17 protein-coding genes are annotated in these 16,853 nt (G+C 59.5%); 2 read left to right on the forward strand and 15 right to left on the reverse strand.

Going from position 1 to position 16,853, the window contains the following annotated elements; translation table 11 throughout:
• Positions 1-15 precede the first annotated feature (15 nt).
• From murA to RTU96_RS11365, 15 genes are all read right to left on the reverse strand, one after another.
• Positions 16-1,284 carry a UDP-N-acetylglucosamine 1-carboxyvinyltransferase gene (gene murA, locus RTU96_RS11295; protein ID WP_312636723.1) on the reverse strand — a complete coding sequence of 423 codons (1,269 nt, stop codon included), beginning with the start codon at positions 1,282-1,284 and terminating at the stop codon, positions 16-18.
• Positions 1,285-1,350: 66 nt separating this feature from the next.
• Positions 1,351-2,481: an undecaprenyldiphospho-muramoylpentapeptide beta-N-acetylglucosaminyltransferase gene (murG, locus tag RTU96_RS11300; protein ID WP_312636725.1), complete on the reverse strand. Its 1,131-nt coding sequence runs from the start codon at positions 2,479-2,481 to the stop codon at positions 1,351-1,353.
• Between the two features lie 35 nt (positions 2,482-2,516).
• Positions 2,517-3,650, reverse strand: coding sequence for a putative lipid II flippase FtsW (ftsW, locus tag RTU96_RS11305; protein ID WP_312636780.1), 1,134 nt, complete (start codon positions 3,648-3,650; stop codon positions 2,517-2,519).
• 171 nt (positions 3,651-3,821) lie between these two features.
• On the reverse strand, positions 3,822-4,805 hold the full coding sequence (gene mraY, locus RTU96_RS11310; protein ID WP_312636726.1) for a phospho-N-acetylmuramoyl-pentapeptide-transferase: 984 nt from the start codon (positions 4,803-4,805) through the stop codon (positions 3,822-3,824).
• Positions 4,806-4,928: 123 nt separating this feature from the next.
• Positions 4,929-6,377 carry a UDP-N-acetylmuramoyl-L-alanyl-D-glutamate--2,6-diaminopimelate ligase gene (locus RTU96_RS11315; protein WP_312636728.1) on the reverse strand — a complete coding sequence of 483 codons (1,449 nt, stop codon included), beginning with the start codon at positions 6,375-6,377 and terminating at the stop codon, positions 4,929-4,931.
• 113 nt (positions 6,378-6,490) lie between these two features.
• On the reverse strand, positions 6,491-8,890 hold the full coding sequence (locus RTU96_RS11320) for a penicillin-binding transpeptidase domain-containing protein (protein ID WP_312636729.1): 2,400 nt from the start codon (positions 8,888-8,890) through the stop codon (positions 6,491-6,493).
• 112 nt (positions 8,891-9,002) lie between these two features.
• A complete protein-coding gene (locus RTU96_RS11325; protein WP_294856837.1) occupies positions 9,003-9,566 on the reverse strand; it encodes a hypothetical protein in 564 nt (187 codons plus the stop codon).
• Positions 9,567-9,635: 69 nt separating this feature from the next.
• Complete coding sequence (locus RTU96_RS11330) at positions 9,636-9,809, reverse strand: DUF6440 family protein (protein WP_293007440.1); 174 nt, start codon at positions 9,807-9,809, stop codon at positions 9,636-9,638.
• A gap of 29 nt (positions 9,810-9,838) precedes the next feature.
• On the reverse strand, positions 9,839-10,777 hold the full coding sequence (rsmH, locus tag RTU96_RS11335) for a 16S rRNA (cytosine(1402)-N(4))-methyltransferase RsmH (RefSeq protein ID WP_312636730.1): 939 nt from the start codon (positions 10,775-10,777) through the stop codon (positions 9,839-9,841).
• Position 10,778: 1 nt separating this feature from the next.
• The gene (mraZ, locus tag RTU96_RS11340) at positions 10,779-11,195 is read right to left on the reverse strand and encodes a division/cell wall cluster transcriptional repressor MraZ (RefSeq protein WP_312636731.1); all 417 of its coding nucleotides are present in this window, start codon (positions 11,193-11,195) and stop codon (positions 10,779-10,781) included.
• Between the two features lie 352 nt (positions 11,196-11,547).
• Positions 11,548-12,093, reverse strand: coding sequence for a hypothetical protein (locus RTU96_RS11345; protein ID WP_312636732.1), 546 nt, complete (start codon positions 12,091-12,093; stop codon positions 11,548-11,550).
• 5 nt (positions 12,094-12,098) lie between these two features.
• On the reverse strand, positions 12,099-12,599 hold the full coding sequence (gene coaD, locus RTU96_RS11350) for a pantetheine-phosphate adenylyltransferase (protein WP_293007432.1): 501 nt from the start codon (positions 12,597-12,599) through the stop codon (positions 12,099-12,101).
• A complete protein-coding gene (rsmD, locus tag RTU96_RS11355; protein ID WP_312636733.1) occupies positions 12,596-13,162 on the reverse strand; it encodes a 16S rRNA (guanine(966)-N(2))-methyltransferase RsmD in 567 nt (188 codons plus the stop codon). Before rsmD ends, coaD begins: the two co-directional genes overlap by 4 nt.
• Complete coding sequence (gene rarD / locus RTU96_RS11360; protein WP_312636734.1) at positions 13,153-14,046, reverse strand: EamA family transporter RarD; 894 nt, start codon at positions 14,044-14,046, stop codon at positions 13,153-13,155. The genes rsmD and rarD overlap by 10 nt, the downstream gene beginning before the upstream one ends.
• Before the next feature lie 77 nt (positions 14,047-14,123).
• Positions 14,124-14,513, reverse strand: coding sequence for a hypothetical protein (locus RTU96_RS11365; protein WP_312636735.1), 390 nt, complete (start codon positions 14,511-14,513; stop codon positions 14,124-14,126).
• Positions 14,514-14,649: 136 nt separating this feature from the next.
• On the opposite strand from RTU96_RS11365, the gene RTU96_RS11370 reads away from it, so the two are divergent.
• Together RTU96_RS11370 and RTU96_RS11375 are read left to right on the forward strand one after the other, a co-directional pair.
• Positions 14,650-15,000, forward strand: coding sequence for an Asp23/Gls24 family envelope stress response protein (locus tag RTU96_RS11370; protein ID WP_293010544.1), 351 nt, complete (start codon positions 14,650-14,652; stop codon positions 14,998-15,000).
• 21 nt (positions 15,001-15,021) lie between these two features.
• Entirely contained in the window at positions 15,022-16,716 is a 1,695-nt protein-coding gene (locus RTU96_RS11375; protein WP_312636736.1) for a DAK2 domain-containing protein, read from the forward strand.
• Positions 16,717-16,853: the final 137 nt, after the last annotated feature.

Raw genomic sequence — 16,853 nt, forward strand, 5'->3', positions numbered from 1 at the left:
TACTCCAGTCTGTCTCTATTCTCCGCCGTTTTCCTCGTCCCGGCGAATGTCTGCACCCAGTTCTCCAAGCGTTTTGGCGAGGTCCTCGTAGCCCCGGTCAATGTGCTCCACACCGGACACGGCGCTTTCGCCCTCGGCGGCCAGCGCCGCCACGCACAGCGCCGCCCCGCCCCGCAGATCCGTGGACTGCACGGACGCGCCGTGGAGCTTTTCCACGCCGTTGACCACCGCCACGCGGCCGGACACCCGGATATCCGCTCCCATGCGGGAAAGCTCGTCGACATGGCGAAAGCGGCTTGTGAAAATGTTCTCTTCAAACACCGTGGCTCCCCGGCTGCGGGCCAGCGCCGCCATCAAGACAGCCTGTGCGTCCGTGGGAAAGCCGGGATAGGGTGCGGTGTGAATGGGACGGATGCCCCGCAGCGCCCCCCGCCTGCGCAGCGTGATGCCCGCTTCGTCCGCTGTCACAGTGCAGCCCGCCTCCCGCAGCGCCGCCGTCACAGTGGACAGATGCCCTTCCTTCGCGCCTGTCAGATGCACCTCGCCCCCGGCGGCTGCCGCCGCGCAGAGATAAGTAGCCGCTGCAATGCGGTCAGGCATCACGGTATACGTACAGCCGGAAAGCTGCGCGCCGCCCTCTACCGTGACGGTGGAAGTGCCCGCACCGGAAACCTTTGCGCCGCACGCACAGAGATAGTCCTGCAAATCCTCGATCTCCGGCTCCCGGGCCGCATTGTAAATAGAAGTGACACCACTTCCTCCACAGGCAGCCAGCATCAGATTTTCCGTGGCGCCCACACTGGGCAGGCTCAATACCACCTCCCGCCCCACAAGGTGGGGCGCGGTGCAGCGGAGCCGCCCGCCGTCCTCCCGGATGTCAGCCCCCAGCTCCCGGAGGCCCGCCAAATGTAAATCAATGGGTCTTGGCCCCAGCTCGCAGCCACCGGGGTAGCTGAGGTCCGCCTGACCGCAGCGGGCCAGCACGGCCCCAAGGAAAATGGCGGAGGAGCGCATCTCCCGCATCAGCGCGTCGGAGATGTTGCAGCAATTCATGCCCACGGTATTTACCGTCAGCGTATCCTCCTCCCAGCGGGCCTCGCAGCCAAGATGCCGGAGAATGCGGACCGATGCGTCCACATCCCGCAGTCTGGGGCAGCCTTTCAGCACCGTCTCCCCCCGGTTTAAAAGCGTGGCCGCCAGGATGGGCAGTGCGCTGTTCTTTGCGCCCTGCACCCGAACGGAGCCGGAAAGAGCCCTCCCGCCCTTTACGATGATCTGACTCATAATGCAATTCCCTCCGCATACAGAATGGTTCAACAGTCCATCGTATGCGTGGGGAGCCTTAGGGGGTTACAGCAGCTCCAGCACCGTCTGATAGATACGCTCCGCCGCATCGGGGATTCCAAGCTTCTCCATGGCGGCGGACATGGAGAAGCGCCGGGCGTCGTCCCGGAGAATTTCACAGGACCTTTGAAACAGGACCTGCCCATTTGCCTCGTCCTCCAGCAGAACGCAGGCGCCGCCCGCCCGCTCCAAAACCCGCGCGTTTTTCTCCTGATGGTTGTTGGTCACATAGGGAGAGGGTACGATCAGCGCCGGAACACCCAGCGCCGTCAGCTCGCTGATGGTGGACGCGCCCGCCCGGCACAGCACCAGATCGGCCGCCCGGAGGGCCCGGTCCATATCATAAATGTAGGGCCGCACCTCAAGAGACGGGTGCCGCTTGAGGTCCACGCCCCGCTCCTTCAGCGCCCGCAGCAGCGCGTCGTAGCCTCCGCCTGCCCCGTGAATATGGTGAAACGGCTCCTTTGCCGCTTCCAGCGCCAAAAACGTGGCCATTTCTCCGTTCATTCCCGCCGCACCCAGCGAACCCCAGAAGGAAACGATCAGAGGCCTTTCGTCCCGAATCCCCAGCTCCTCCCGGGCCTGCTGCTTGGTCCGGGTGAAAAAATCGCCCCGCACCGGTGTTCCCGTGACCACCACCCTGTCCGGATGGCGATACTGCCCCCGGCACTCCTCAAAGCCCACCATGATCCGGTCGGCAAACGGCTCCAGCAGCCGGGTGGTCAACCCGGGGACCATGTTGGACTCATGGACGGCAGTGGGGATTCCCAGCTTTGCCGCCGCCTTTACCATGGGAAAACTGGCATAGCCCCCGGTGCCGATAACCACCTGGGGGCGAAATTCCCGCAGAATACGCCGCGCCTCTCTGGGCGCCCGGAGATAGTTTCCCACGGAGATTAAATTGTGCTTGATTTCTGCCATCTTCATCGAGCGGTGAAAGCTGGAGATGTGAACCGTGCGAAATGCGAAGCCCGCCTTTGGAATCAGGTCCTTTTCAAGGCCCCGCTCCGCACCCACAAATAAAATCTCTGTATCCGGCTTCCGCGCGATCATCAACTGCGCCAGAGCGACGGCGGGATTGACATGTCCCGCCGTCCCCCCGCAGGTGAAAATGACCCGTTCGGGCGCGTTGCCCATTTTAAAACACTTCCTTAAAGTCCGCGTGTCCCGCATCAAATCTTCATCTGTCGGGACACGCTCAATACAATCCCCATTTCAAAGAGCTGGATGGTCAGCGCCGTCCCTCCGTAGCTGAAAAAGGGAAGAGATACGCCGGTGGTGGGCAGTAGCCCCGTCACCACCCCCATGTTCAAAAAGGTCTGGAAAGCCAACAGCGTGGTGATGCCCACCACCAGCAGACTTCCGAACCGGTCCCGGGCGTGGAGGGCAATCCAATACCCCCGCAGAATCAGCGCCGCAAACAGCAGCATAATCACCGCCGCGCCGATCAGCCCCAGTTCCTCGCACACGATGGAAAACACAAAGTCGTTGTGCTCCTCCGGCAGGTACATGAATTTTTGCCGGCTCTTGCCAAGGCCAACGCCCAAAAGCCCACCGGAGCCGATGGACAACAGACTCTGGGACAACTGATATCCGTCTCCCCGAGGGTCGATGAACGGGTTGTGCCACATGGCGATGCGGGACGCGCCATAGCCGACGATTCCAACCACGGCATACATCCCCGCCGCGGCCACGCCTAGCGCGCCGCCGACCCAGCCCCAGCCGATGCCGCCCACCAGCATGATGGCGGCCCCGGCGCCTAAGATCAGCAGCGTTCCGGACAGGTGGGGTTCCAGCATCATCAGCCCCGCCAGCACCACCAGAATCACGCCGTAGGGCAGAATGCCGTACCGAAAGGTCTGCATCCGCTCTTTCTTTTTAGAAACGCTGTCGGAAAAATAGAGCACCACCGCCAGCTTTGCCACCTCCGAGGGCTGGAATTGCAGCGCCGTACCCCGGATACCCAGCCAGCGGGTGGCGCGGTTGACGGTGAGGGCGAAGGGGTTTCCCGGAATAATCACTAGCACCAGCAGAATAATGGCCAGAAATATCAAGGGTTTTGCAATGCCACGGAACCTCTGGTAGTTGATTTTTCCCACAAACGCCATGGCCGCCACACCCATAATGGCGAATACGCCCTGCTTCGACACGTAATAGGTCGGGTTGCCGCTTTCGTAATAGGCCCTTGGAAAGCTGGCGGAAAACAGCATGATGAGTCCGATGGCGGTCAGCAGCAGCACCAAAAGGCAGAAGGGCAGATCAATCGGCCCTCTGGCCAGTTCCCGCCCCTCCTGCTCCCGAAGCAAGCGCTCCTCCTTGGCCCGCTGGCGGGCCAAAAGCGTCTCCCGGCTGACGGCGGGGCGACGGACGGAGCTGAATCCCCGGTCCCGGTCCCCTTGGGGAGAACGGGGCCGTGCGTTATTTGGTTTGCGTTCCCGGACCACCGGTCACTCCCCCTTCTCCATTTGGCGGACGCGTCAAATTCTCCCCTGAATCCCCAGCCACGCCGCGACACAGCCCGCCAGCGTGATAAGGGAAAACACCGTCACAAGCTTCGCCTCGCTCCAGCCACACAGCTCCAGATGGTGGTGCAGCGGCGCCATTTTAAAGAAGCGCTTGCCGTGGGTGGCTTTGAAATACACCACCTGAATAATGACCGACGCCGTTTCCGCAATATAAATCAGCCCTATGGGAATCAGCACCAGCGGCATATCCATTGCAAACGCCAGCGCCGCCACCGCGCCGCCCAGAAACAGGCTTCCGGTGTCGCCCATGAATGTCTTTGCCGGGTGGCAGTTATAGACAAAAAACGCCGCCAGCCCTCCCGCCAAGGCCGAGGAAACAAGGCTTAAGCCCCCAAAGGCCGCGACGGTGGCTCCGGCAAAAAACATCATCACTACAAAGGTAACGCCGGTGGCTAGCCCGTCGATTCCGTCCGTCAGGTTCACGGCGTTGACGCAGCCCACGATGACAAAGGCCGCAAAGGCCAGATACATCACCCAGTTCAGCTCCAGCGTCACGTCTGCAAAGGGAATATAAAGGCGGTTGCTCAAAAGGCCCTCATAGCGCATGATACTTAAAAACACCACCGCCGCCGCCAACTGCAAAATGAATTTCTGCCGAGCGGTAAGCCCCTCGTTCTGGTGCTGGCGCACCTTGCGGTAATCGTCCACAAAGCCGATCAGGCCAAACACCAGCGCAAACAGGTATACATACAGATGGACGAATTCGCCCGCCAGCATCTGCCGCCAGCCTAAGACCACCACCGTCACGCCCGTGCCGATGATAAACATGATGCCACCCATGGTGGGCGTTCCGGCCTTTCCCGCGTGCCATTTGGGGCCGTCCTCCCGAATCTCCTGTCCGGCCTTCAGCTTCCGCAGCTCCGGAATCAGAAACTTTCCAATGACAAGCGTCAGAAAAAAGCTCACCGGCGCCGCCACCAAATTTGCAATATCCATGTGCCTTCCCCTTACCCGGCGGGGCCGGGCCCTTCCCTCATGCAGTCTCCATACAAAACGCGCGCCACTTTTTGTCATGCGTCAAGCCGTCTTTCAGCCGGTGCGCGTCCTGTTCCGGGCGCTTCAGCGCGCCCTTCCCAGATGCTCCGCCACAATTTCCCGTTCGTCCATGTGGCGCTTTTCGTGGTTCACTTCCTGATACGTCTCGTGCCCCTTGCCGCACAGAACGATCACGTCGTCCTCTCTGGCATTGTCCATGGCAAAGCGGATGGCCTCCACTCGGTCCTCCACCACGGCATAGGTCGTCGGCGTTCCCTCCAGCCCGGCAAGAATCTCGTCGATGATGGCGGCAGGTTTCTCCGTGCGGGGATTGTCGGAGGTCACAATCACATAGTCCGCGATCTCCGCCGCAATTTTTCCCATTTGGGGTCGCTTTGTCCGGTCCCGGTCCCCGCCGCAGCCGAACACGGCCACAGTGCGCCCTTTTGTAAAACCTTTCACAGCGGTCAGCACGTTTTTCAGGCCGTCAGGGCTGTGGGCATAGTCAATCAGAACCGTATAGTCTCGTCCCGGCGTGGGAACCACCTCCACCCGGCCCTTCACATGAGGGACCCGGCGCAGCGCTTCCGCGCTCTTTTCAAGAGGGACGCCCAGCTTCAGTGCCGCCGCTAATACGTCCAGCGTATTATATACCATAAATTCGCCCGGAATGCCAACCCAAATTTTTACCCGCCCGTTTTTTGTCACGGCAGTGAAGGCCACATGGTCCGCCCCCAGCTCAATTTCCTCGGCCCGCAGGTCGGCCTCAGCCTCCACCGCGTAAGCGTATTTTTCGCAGTCGGCGTTTTGCAGCAGCCGTCCGGACCACGGATCGTCGGCATTGTAAATGCCCGCGCCGCAGTTTTGAAACAGGATGGCCTTCGCGTCGCAGTAGTCCTCCATGGTCCCGTGGAAATCCAGATGGTCCTGCGTCAGGTTGGTGAACACGCCCACGTCGTACCGGATTCCGTGCACCCGGCCCTCATACAGCGCATGGGACGACGTTTCCATCACCACATGGGTGCAGCTCGCGTCAAGCATCTGGCGGAACAATTTGTGAAGTTCAAAGCTCTCCGGCGTAGTCCGCTCTGTGGGGAGGCTCTCCCCGCCGATCATGTTCTGGTTGGTTCCAATCAGACCCACCTTCGCGCCCGCTTCCTGCTCCAGAATGGCTTTGAGAAGATAGGTGGTGGTGGTTTTCCCGTTGGTACCGGTAACCGCAGTCATCACCATTTGCTCCGCAGGGTGGCCAAACCAGTTGGCCCCCAGAATCGCCAGCGCCCGCCGGGACTCCTTTACCAGCACGTAAGATATTTTTTCCTCCGGCTCCTTTTCACATATGGCGCACACTGCGCCGGCCGCCTGTGCCTTGCCGATATAGGCGTGGCCGTCCATGGCATAGCCGCTGATGGCCACGAACAGGTCCCCTGCCTTCGTCTTCCGGGAGTCATAGCTGACTCCGGAGATCTCCATGTTTTCGTCCGCGTGAAGCTCCAGCACCTCCGCGCCGACAAGCAAATCCTTTAATTTCATATCTGAATACGCCCCTTTACAGTGTGAAATGGTTGCAAATATACCATTCACAGTATATCCGGCGCGATTTGCAAAGTATACGGGAGAAGGTGCTCAAAACCATGCAAAAGCTGTCAGTCCGCCATACTACCCTGCGCGCCAAGCTGCACGGTGACCACCGTTCCCGCCGGAACTTCCGCCCCCGGCGACACAGACTGGTTCAGGGCAAACACATTTCCACTGCTGGCGGCGGTGGCTCCCGACACCCGCATAATCAGCCCCGCGTTGGTGAGCGCCGCGTTTGCCTGCGCAGCGGTCATGCCCACCACCTTGGGAACTGTGCTGGGCGTATTGGGCTTTTCCTCGCCCAGATACAGAATCACCGACGCGCTGCCGGGGATAATGGACCCGCCAAGAGGCGTCTGGTCGGTAACGGTTGCCCCATCGCCCACGGTGCGGCAGGTAAAGCCAAGATTTGTAATCCGCTCTTTTGCCGCTTCTGCCGTCTGGCCCACCACGTTGGGCACGGTGATGTCCGCGCCCACCATCTGCTCGGCGGTATAGTCCGGCTCCACGCCCACGTAGGGAAGAATTTCACCCATGACGGAGCTTGCGGTGGGCGCCACCATGTTGCCGCCGGAGACGTATACTCCGGTGTTTCGGCTGGGGGTATCCATGGTGATGAGCATAATGACCTCGGGATCGTCCGCCGGGGCGAAGCACATGAAGGACACGACGACCTCTTTGTCGGGGTTGCCGGTCTTATCTGCGGTGCCGGTTTTTCCGCCGACGCGGTAGCCAACCACCTGCCCGTTTTTGCCGGTACCGGAGGCCACCACGTATTCAAGGCACTTGCGCACGGTGTCGGACGTTTCCTTGCTGACAACCTGACGCACAGGGGTAGAGTCGTGCTGATACTTAACGTTTCCCTGATCATCCACCACCTGCTCCACCAAATACGGCGTGCGCAGATACCCGCCGTTGATGGTGGCGGCCTGAGCGCGGATGACCTGAAGCGGCGTGACCGTGAAGGTCTGGCCGAAGGAATAGGAGGCCAGAGACACCACGTTGGTTCCAAAGTCCTTTTCGCTGGCAAACAGGCCGGTAGTTTCGCTGATTTCGTCAATACCGGTTTTCTCCATCAGGCCAAAAGCTTTCAGATATTGATAGTATTTTTCCGTTCCGATCTTCAGACCCATTGTGATAAAAGCGGGGTTGCAGGAGTTTCCGGTGGCCTTCATCAGATCCTGCAAACCGTGGCCCCTGTGGTTGGAGCAGTAGATGGGCTTGTTCCAGCCGGGCACCCGGATGGAGCCGGTGCAGTTGAAGGTGGAATTCAGGTTTACCAGCCCTTCCTCCAGCGCCGTGGCCAGCGTGACGGGCTTGAAGGTGGAACCGGGTTCGTAGGTGTCGCTGATACAGCGGTTGCGCCATTGCTCGCCCAGCGCCGCGCGGTTTACCTGACTGCGGGCGGCGGTGTATTCTTCGCTCCCCTCCGTAAGCCCAGCCAGCGCTTTTACCAGTTCCTCCTCGGTCTGCGCTTTCAGCTTTTTATCGTAAATGGTGAAAGGATCGTTCAGATCAAAGGTGGGATAGGACGCCATAGCGAGAATCCCGCCGGTTTTCACGTTCAGGACGATGCCGGTGCCGCCGTTTTTCGCCCCGAACTTATCCACCATGGACTCAATTCCCTTTTCAAGAACCGACTGGACACTTACGTCCAGCGTCAGCATCAGGCTGTCACCGTTTTTCGCGTCGTAATACTGCTCATATTGATATAGCATATCCTCGCCGGTGTTGGTCTTGGCGGTGACGGTCAGGCCGGAGGTTCCCTCCAGCACATCTTCGTACTTGGCCTCCAGTCCGTATAGCCCTGTGTTCTCGTTGCCGACAAACCCGATGACCTGAGAGGCCAGCGTTCCATAGGGGTAGTAGCGCTTGGAGTCGGCGTTGAGAAAAATGCCCTGAAGCCGGACGGGGCGCTTGGAGGGGTCGCTGATAAGGACAGTCTTCCCATCCTCATCCAGCTTTGTCAGCGCATTTCCCTGATCGTCAATCTCCCCATTGATAAAGCGGCGCACCTCGTCAGCGGTTTTTTGCTCCACCTTTTTCTTCAGCTCAATATACTGCGAGTTCGTATCCGCCATTTTGTCGAGAACGGCGGCTTCATCAAGTTCCAGAATGCGGGCAAGCCCCCGAGCCACAAACTCCCGGTCCTGCGTGTCCTTGCTGTTTTCAATATCCCGTGGAGAAATGCACACCGTCTCCGCCGAAGCTGAAACCGCCATAATTTCCCCATTTTTGTCGTAAATCGCGCCGCGGGAAGCGGTGACCACTGCGCTGCGGGTCTGCTGGGCCACGGCCTTTTCCTGCAACTCCTCATGCCGCACGATTTGCAGACTGTACAGCTTGAACAGCAGCGCCACAAACACCGCAACACCCAGAAGGCTCATCATCAGTACCGTCCGATTGCGGACAGTCTGGTTGGCCCAGCGGGCGGCGTCGCTTTTTCTACGTTTGCCTGGCTTTGTCATTGATATCCTCCATCCTGAAAACGATGCTCGACGCTTTTCGCGTCCCGGTAATGTTCAGGGAGTAAGAAGGAGCGGTCCTCCTTCTTACTCCCCCTGTTCACTGTATTGCGTCTTAGTCGAAATATTCCACCACTGCGTAAACGCCGTGGTTCAGCGAGGTCACAAGCCGCTCCAGCAGTCCCGCCTCTTTTTCCTTGTAAACCACGGCGCTGTCTCCGCCGCTCAGGTCCAGATAATAGGTCTGCCCGCTTCCGGGCTTGGCCATACCGGCGGACTCCGCCGCCTTTTTCACCGTGCCCAAATCGAACATCTGGGCGTATTGCGCGGTGAGAATCACCTTTTCGGTCTGAAGCTGGGACAGTTCCTTGTTCAAAGCCACCACATCGCTGGACAGGCTTGTAAGCTGCACGTAGCACAGCAGCGTCATCACTGCCAGCGCCGCCACGACGCCAAAGCTCAGCACCGCCAGAAAGGAAATGTGCTGCCGTTCCCGGACCTGCACCGAAGTGGCAGAGCGCACCCGCGGGGCAGGCGCAGACTCCTCTCGCCGCCGGGGCAATTCCCCCGCGTGGGACAACTGGCGCTCCCGCAGCTCAAAGTCCAGATCATACGCCAAATTTCCGTTTGTCGCCCCTCGCCGGGGATAGCGCAAATCCCGCGCCGCCGCAGCCGCCATGCCCATTCCTCCTATCCTTTGTACTTCACACACCTCGCGCCTTGCGCGTTTTTAGGGAAACCCATCCCTTCAGTCTTCCTTCTCCGCAAGCACCGGGCTCCCGTCCCGGTCCAGCAGCGGCGTTAAGCCCGCCGCGCTGCCGTTGCGGTGGAACAAATAGTGTACGCCCGTCTCATGGTCCACCCAAATCTCTGTTTGAGTCAGAGTTCCCTGGGTATAAATCTCCTCAAATCTAGGCCTCATACCGTCCGCTCCTTTCGCATTCCGCGCCGTCACGGCCCGCATTTCTCCGCCACACGGAGCTTTGCGCTGCGGGCGCGGGGGTTTTCCGCCAGCTCCTCCTCGCTCGGGACAATGGGCTTGCGGGTCAGAATCTTCAGCTTCGGCTTATTGCCGCAAACGCACACCGGAAACTCCGGCGGGCAGGTGCAGCCCCGGGCCTGCGCCAGCAGGGCCCGCTTGATAATACGGTCTTCCAGAGAATGAAACGTAATTACGGCCACCCTTCCCCCGGGGGCAAGGGCCTCCGCGGCGGCCTCGGCCATGGGCTCCAGTGCATCCAGCTCGCCGTTGACGGCGATGCGGACGGCCTGAAAGCTCCGCTTGGCGGGGTGCTGCTTTTCCCTAAGGGCCTTGGCTGGCATGGCGGACCGAATCAGCTCCACCAGCTCAAGCGTTGTCTCAACGGGCCTGTCCTCTCTTGCGCGGACAATGGCCCGAGCGATGGCGGGCGCGTACCGCTCCTCGCCATAGTCATAGAGAATGCGCCGCAGCTCGGCTTCGCTCCACTCGTTCACCACCCGGCGGGCGGTGAGATGGGCGGAAACGTCCATCCGCATGTCCAGCGGCGCATCGTGCATGTAAGAAAACCCACGGGCCGCGTCGTCCAGTTGGGGAGACGACACGCCCAGATCAAACAGCAATCCGTCCGCGGCGGAAACGCCGCAGTCTCTCAGGATCTCCGCAAGCTCGGAAAAATTGCCCCGGACCAGCGTCACCCGGTCCAGCCAAGGGGCCAGCCGCTCCTTCGCGGCGTCAATGGCGGCCCCGTCCCGGTCAATGCAGATCAGCCGCCCGGTTGTCAGCCTTTGGGCAATCTCTTTTGAGTGCCCGGCGCGGCCTAGGGTCCCGTCCACGTAGATTCCGTCGGGACGGATGTTCAATGCCTCAATGCTCTCGTTCAGCAGCACGGGCTTATGCAAATACTCCATATCAGAAATCCAACTCTTCCATGGCGGAGAGCATGTTGCCGCTTTCCAGCTCCTGCTTCTCCAGCTCCTGCCAGGTGGCGCTGTCCCAAATCTCCGCACGGGAGCTTACGCCGATGACAGACACGTCTTTCTTCAGGCGGGCATATTCCCGCAGCTTTTGCGGAATCAGGATGCGGCCCTGCCCGTCCGGCTCGCAGCGGACGGCGTTGGAAAACAGCGGGCGCAGGGCGCGGGCCTTGGAATAGGGCAGAGTCTCGAATTTCTCGGTCAGCCGCGCCCAGCTCTCGTCGGAATAAATGGTCAGGCAGGGATCGGGGCCGATGGTGACGTAAAACACGTCTCCCAGCTCCTCCCGCAGCTTGGCGGGGATGGCCAGACGGCCCTTGGCGTCGATTGTGTGCTGATTGGTTCCCGTCATCGGCGCGGTCCCTCCCCTTCATTTTGTGGGATTGAGGTGAACTATTCACCACTGATCACCTATTATCACCACTTATCCCCACTCGCATCTCTGAGTATAATCAAACTTCCAAGGAATTGCAAGAGGTTTTTTGGAATCTCTGCGTGGATGAAATCAGGTTCTTTTGCCAACTTTTGTCGAAATTTCTGTATTTTGAAACAGATGTTCCAAAGAGTTGCATTTGTTGACATAAAGCAAAAAAGTTCCCCAACACAATATGTTGTGTTGGGGAACTTTTTTTGAAGATTCACACACCAGATACGGGAATTGGTGTAAAATTCCATGTGTTCTTATTGTGATTTCTCACAAATTTTCAGGGTTCTTCTTGCTGGGGATCGCCGTCCTTCCCCTCGTCGGGATTGTCCAAGCGGCGGCGCTGCTCCTGCATCTTGTTGGCAGAGACGCTGCGGAAGCGGATGCGGGACTGCTTCACTTCGTCCAGCGCCATGGAGATGGCTTCTTCCGTGCGTGCCAGCGCGTCCTCGGCATATTCGTTGGCCACCTGATAAAGGCGCTTGGACCGCTCTTCGGCGTTGTTGACGATGGTCTGCGCCTTTTGGCGGGCGGCGGTAAGAACCTCGCTGTCGGACACCTTGGCCTTGACCTCCAGCTCCGCCTGACGCATCATGCGCTCCACGTCCCGTTTCGCATCCTCCACGAATTTGTCCCGGGCGGCCAGCAGCTCCTGTGCCCGCTTGATTTCGATGGGAAGCTGGGCGCGCAGCTCGTCCAGCAAATCCAACAGCTCATCCCGGTCCACCATGCTCATATTGGGCTTCAGCGCCGGGGATTTCGCGTCTTCGACCTGCTCGTAGAGCATATCGATCAGGCGGCTCACATCATTTGTATTGTTGGCCATCGGCTTCACGCTCCCTCTTCGTTCGTCTCTTCTCTCATCTTCCGCACCAGCTCGGCCGCCGCAGGAGGAAGATACTCCTCCAGAGGCTGTCCATAGCGAATCATCTCCCGGGCCATGGACGAGCTGAAATGTTCATATTTTGCCGCTGCGGGCAAAAGCAGCGTCTCCAGCCCCGGACGAAGATGCTCGTTGATGCGGGCAAGCTCCCGTTCCATGTCCCAGTCCGTGCCGTTGCGCACACCTCTAACGATGATGTCCGCGTCGTGGCGGACTGCATAATCCGCCAGAAGGCCGGACCACAGCTCAGCATGCACGTTGGGGTATTCTGCAATCGACGCCTCCACCAGCCGCAGCTTTTGCTCTGGAGAGAACATCTGATTTTTCTTTGCCGCGTTGGGACTGACGCAGACCCAAACCGTGTCAAAGCAGGCCGCCGTCCTTCTGATAATATCCAAATGCCCCAGAGTGATGGGGTCGAAGCTGCCGGAGCAAATCGCTGTTCTCATGTGGCGGATTCCTCGCTCTCTCCCGCTCTGCGGAAAAGCGTCACGGCAATTCTTCCGTAGCGGTAGGTGCGGCCCATCCGATAGGGGGCCGCTGGCTCCGGCAGAATTTTTTCAGCAGGAGCCTCCGCCGCAATTATACCATGGGGCGTCAAAATGTCAAACCTGACAATGCGCTCCAGTGCCTCCTCCAGCAGCCCCGCCTCATAAGGAGGGTCCAGAAGAATCAAATCGAACTTTTCCTTCAGGGTCGACAAAATCTCCAAAGAGTCCCCCGTCACCACTCTGGCCCGGTCGGTCAGGTCCGTGACCTTCAGATTTTCCCGGATCAGCTTCACCGCGTCGGCCCGCCGGTCCGCAAAGACGCAGCTTGCCGCGCCGCGGCTCAGCGCTTCGATGCCAAGCTGGCCGGTTCCGGCAAACAGATCCAGAACCCTGCGCCCCTCAATTTCAAATTGCAGGGCGCTGAACAGGCCCTCCTTCACCCGGTCTGTTGTGGGGCGGGTATCCATGCCCTCCAGTTCTTTCAGCCGTCTGCCCCGTGCGGAGCCGGTGATTACTCGCATGGTTCGCTCTCCTTCATCGTTTTTTTCCGTTTCAAATGGTCGGAAATCAAGAAAATTGCAAGGCTCGTCCACACGAAGCCAAACAAAATCCCGTGGGTCAGAGTAAATTCCTCGTGAAACGCCAGCACACCCAGCAAAAGCTGCAGCGTGGGATTCAAATACATCAGTACGCCGGACAGGGATAAGGACGTGGTTCGGATGCCAATGGCAAACAGCATCAGCGGAATCGTGGTCACCACTCCGGCAAGAGGCAGCAACAGCCACTGCGCCCCGTGGAGCACCCCCATAGCCCCGGCGCCCCGGGCGTCCGCCACCGCAATCCAGAGAAGGGCCAGCGGCGTCACGGCGGCGGTTTCAATAAAGAGGGCCGCATTGGCGTCCGTCTTCACCGTCTTTTTCACCGCGCTGTACAGCGCGAAGCTCCCGCTGATCACCACCGCCACCCAGGGAAACACGCCAAAGCGGAACGAGGCGATCACAACGCCCGTCGCCGCCAACGCCGTGGCAAACCACTGCAATCGCGTCAGCCGCTCGCGGAACAGCACCGTTCCCAAAACAGCCGACAGGGGCTGCATCATATAATAGGCAAGGCTGGCATCCAGAATGTGGGCATTGTTGACTGCCCAGATATAAAGGCCCCAGTTCACCGTAATCAGTGCTCCGGCTCCGGCAAGACGCAACGTCTCGTTCCGCCTGCCGAGCACCTCGCGGACGCAGCCCCACTCCCGCCGGACTGTCAGCAAAAGCAGCATCATGGCCATGGACCAGAAAATCCGGGCCGACAGCACATATACGGAGTCCACCGCTCCCAGTGTTTTCCAAAAAAGGGGCAAAACTCCCCAAGCGGCATAACATGCCGCCACATACAACGCGCCCCTTTTCATGTCCTCGCCTGTCCCTCCCGGCCCACAGGCCGCTTAAATTTTATATTTTACAATTGTACGACAAGGCGCGCATTTTTTCAATATGAAATCCGTACTTTTCCTCTTTTTTCCCGCGGGGCGCGCGGAGCCGCCAAAACGGCGGCGGAAAAAGAGGTGGAGCGGGGTCCGTTCAGAAAGAAGAAGCCGCGCGTCGGACGCGGGTATACCGAGCGTGCAATCTCTTTGAAGCGACAATTACAGTATTCTAACCGTGGCACAGCCCGTTTTATTCCAAAAGCAGGCAAGCGTTCCTGTTCCAATACCTCCTCATACCGATCCATGGGATATGCCGCGGAAATCCGCTTTTCAAACTGGTCGTTCATACGTCCGGAGTTGATGATTTTGGCAGCCGCCTGCATGCTCGACACCGTGTAGTGGCGTACGCCCCGCAGCTCGCACTGGCTGTAAATCATCTTGTCGATATCCATGAGCGGGGAAATCTGTGCCGGTTGCTCTTGTGCTTTTGCGGAAAATCGTATATAATAACCAACTGACTATGCGAAACGGCACATTTTCGGTCGGGGTTCCCCGGGGGACCGACCTATGGAAAGGAAGAATGCGCTTATGATCCAATTGAATTCCGAACAGGGCGCCGTCACCATCAGCAGCGCCGTGTTTTCCAACATTACCGGCATTGCCGCCACCAACTGCTTTGGCGTGAAGGGCATGGCCTATCGCTCCATGACGGACGGTCTGGTCCATCTCCTGCGGCGGGAGGCCATGAGCAAGGGCGTCAGCGTCACCGCCAATGACGACGGCACCGTCTCCATCGAGCTTCATATCATTGTTGAAAACGGCGTGAATCTTCCCGCGGTGTGCAGCTCCATTATGAACGAGGTGCGGTATATGGTCACCAAAAATACCGGCGTGGAGGTCAAGGCGGTCGATGTGTGCGTCGACTCCATGACTCTGTGACCGAGGGAGGGCTCAAAACAGATGAACAAACAAATCAGCGGCGCGCTTTTCAAGCGGATGGTGCTGCACGGAGCGGCCGCGGTGTCGGCCCAGAAGCAGGCGATTAACGATTTGAACGTGTTTCCCGTCCCCGACGGAGACACCGGAACCAATATGAGTATGACCATTGCCGCCGCCGTGGACGAGCTGCGCCGGTGCGACCCGGAAAGCGTTGACCGTGCCGCCTCCGTCACCGCCTCCGCCCTGCTGCGGGGCGCACGCGGGAACTCCGGCGTAATTCTCTCTCTTTTGTTCCGGGGAATTTCCAAGGGGCTGAAGGGCCGGGAGCACGCCGATGCGGCCACGTTTGCCGCCGCCATGCAGGAGGGTGTTTCTGCCGCCTACAAGGCGGTGATGAAGCCCGCGGAGGGCACGGTGCTCACCGTCTCCCGGCTCACCGCCAAGCGGGCGGTGGACGCGGCGGCGGAAGGGATGGATTTGGAAGCCATGTTGGATTCCGCCATCCGCGTAGGCTATGAAACGCTGGCGCAGACCACCGACATGAATCCGGTTTTGAAAAAGGCCGGCGTGGTGGACGCAGGCGGCAAGGGCTTCCTCCTCATTCTGGACGGAATGCTTGCCGAACTGCGGGGCGAGCCGATGCCCGAGCTGTCCGACGCCGGCGCACCGGAGAAGGAGAAGGCAGATTTCGGCGGCCTTTCCTCCGATGAAATCACCTTTGCCTTTGACACGGTGTATATCGTGCGCAAGGCCTCGGCAAACATTTCTTTGGACCCCCTGCGGACCTATCTGAACAGCATCGGCGACAGTCTGGTCATCGGTGAGGACGACGAGGCCTTCAAGGTCCACGTCCACACCAACATTCCCGGCGCGGCGCTGACGGAGTCTCAGAAATACGGCACGCTGGAGCTGGCCAAAATCGAAAATATGCGCACTCAGGCGGACGCGCTGGCCGCCGGACGGCAGGCCCAGAGCACCGACGATCTGGACGCTGTGGAAGCCGAGCTTGAAGCGCAGACGGAGCAGGAGGCCCCCCGGGGCATCGCCCCGCCGGAGAAGAAATACGGCTTCTTGGCGGTGTGCGCCGGGGCGGGGCTGGAAGCTTTGTTCCGGGATTTGGGCGCCGACGGCGTTGTGTCCGGCGGGCAGACCATGAACCCCTCCACCGAAAGCATTCTGGACGGGGTGAACGCCATCCCCGCCGAAACTGTGTTTATCCTGCCCAACAACGGCAACATCATTATGGCCGCCCAGCAGTGCGCCGCCCTGACGGAGAAAAACGTGGTGGTCATCCCCACCAAAACCGTTCCTCAGGGCGTCACCGCCATGATGAATGTAGACTTTGAGGCGCAGGACGCCGAAGCCCTCACCGCCGCCATGTCCGAAGCCCTTTCCTCCGTCACCACTGCCCAGATCACCTATGCGGCCCGAGACTCCGATTTTGACGGGTTCGACATTAAGGAAGGCGACTTTCTTGCTTTGGAGGAAGGGCGGCTGTTCGGCACTGACAAGTCTATTGCCGCGCTGACGGAAAAGCTGGCGCAGGACGCGCAGGAGCGAGGCAGCTCCTTCATCTCCGTGTATTTCGGAGAGGACGTATCCGAGGAAGACGCCCGGAAAACCGCAGAACTGTTTGAGTCCGCCTGTCCCGACGCGGAGGTGGCAATCCTTTCCGGCGGGCAGCCTGTGTACTATTATATCATCTCCATGGAGTGAGTTTTGCCCACATTTCCATAAAAACTCGGCCCCGGCGAACGTAAACCGTTCGCCGGGGCCGGGTTTTTTTTGCACATAATAGTGAACATAGCGCTCATTTTTCCGCCATCAGTCCGCTTGCATTTCATGGATACTAT

It is taken from the genome of Oscillibacter sp., assembly GCF_032018205.1.
Classification (GTDB): domain Bacteria; phylum Bacillota; class Clostridia; order Oscillospirales; family Oscillospiraceae; genus Oscillibacter.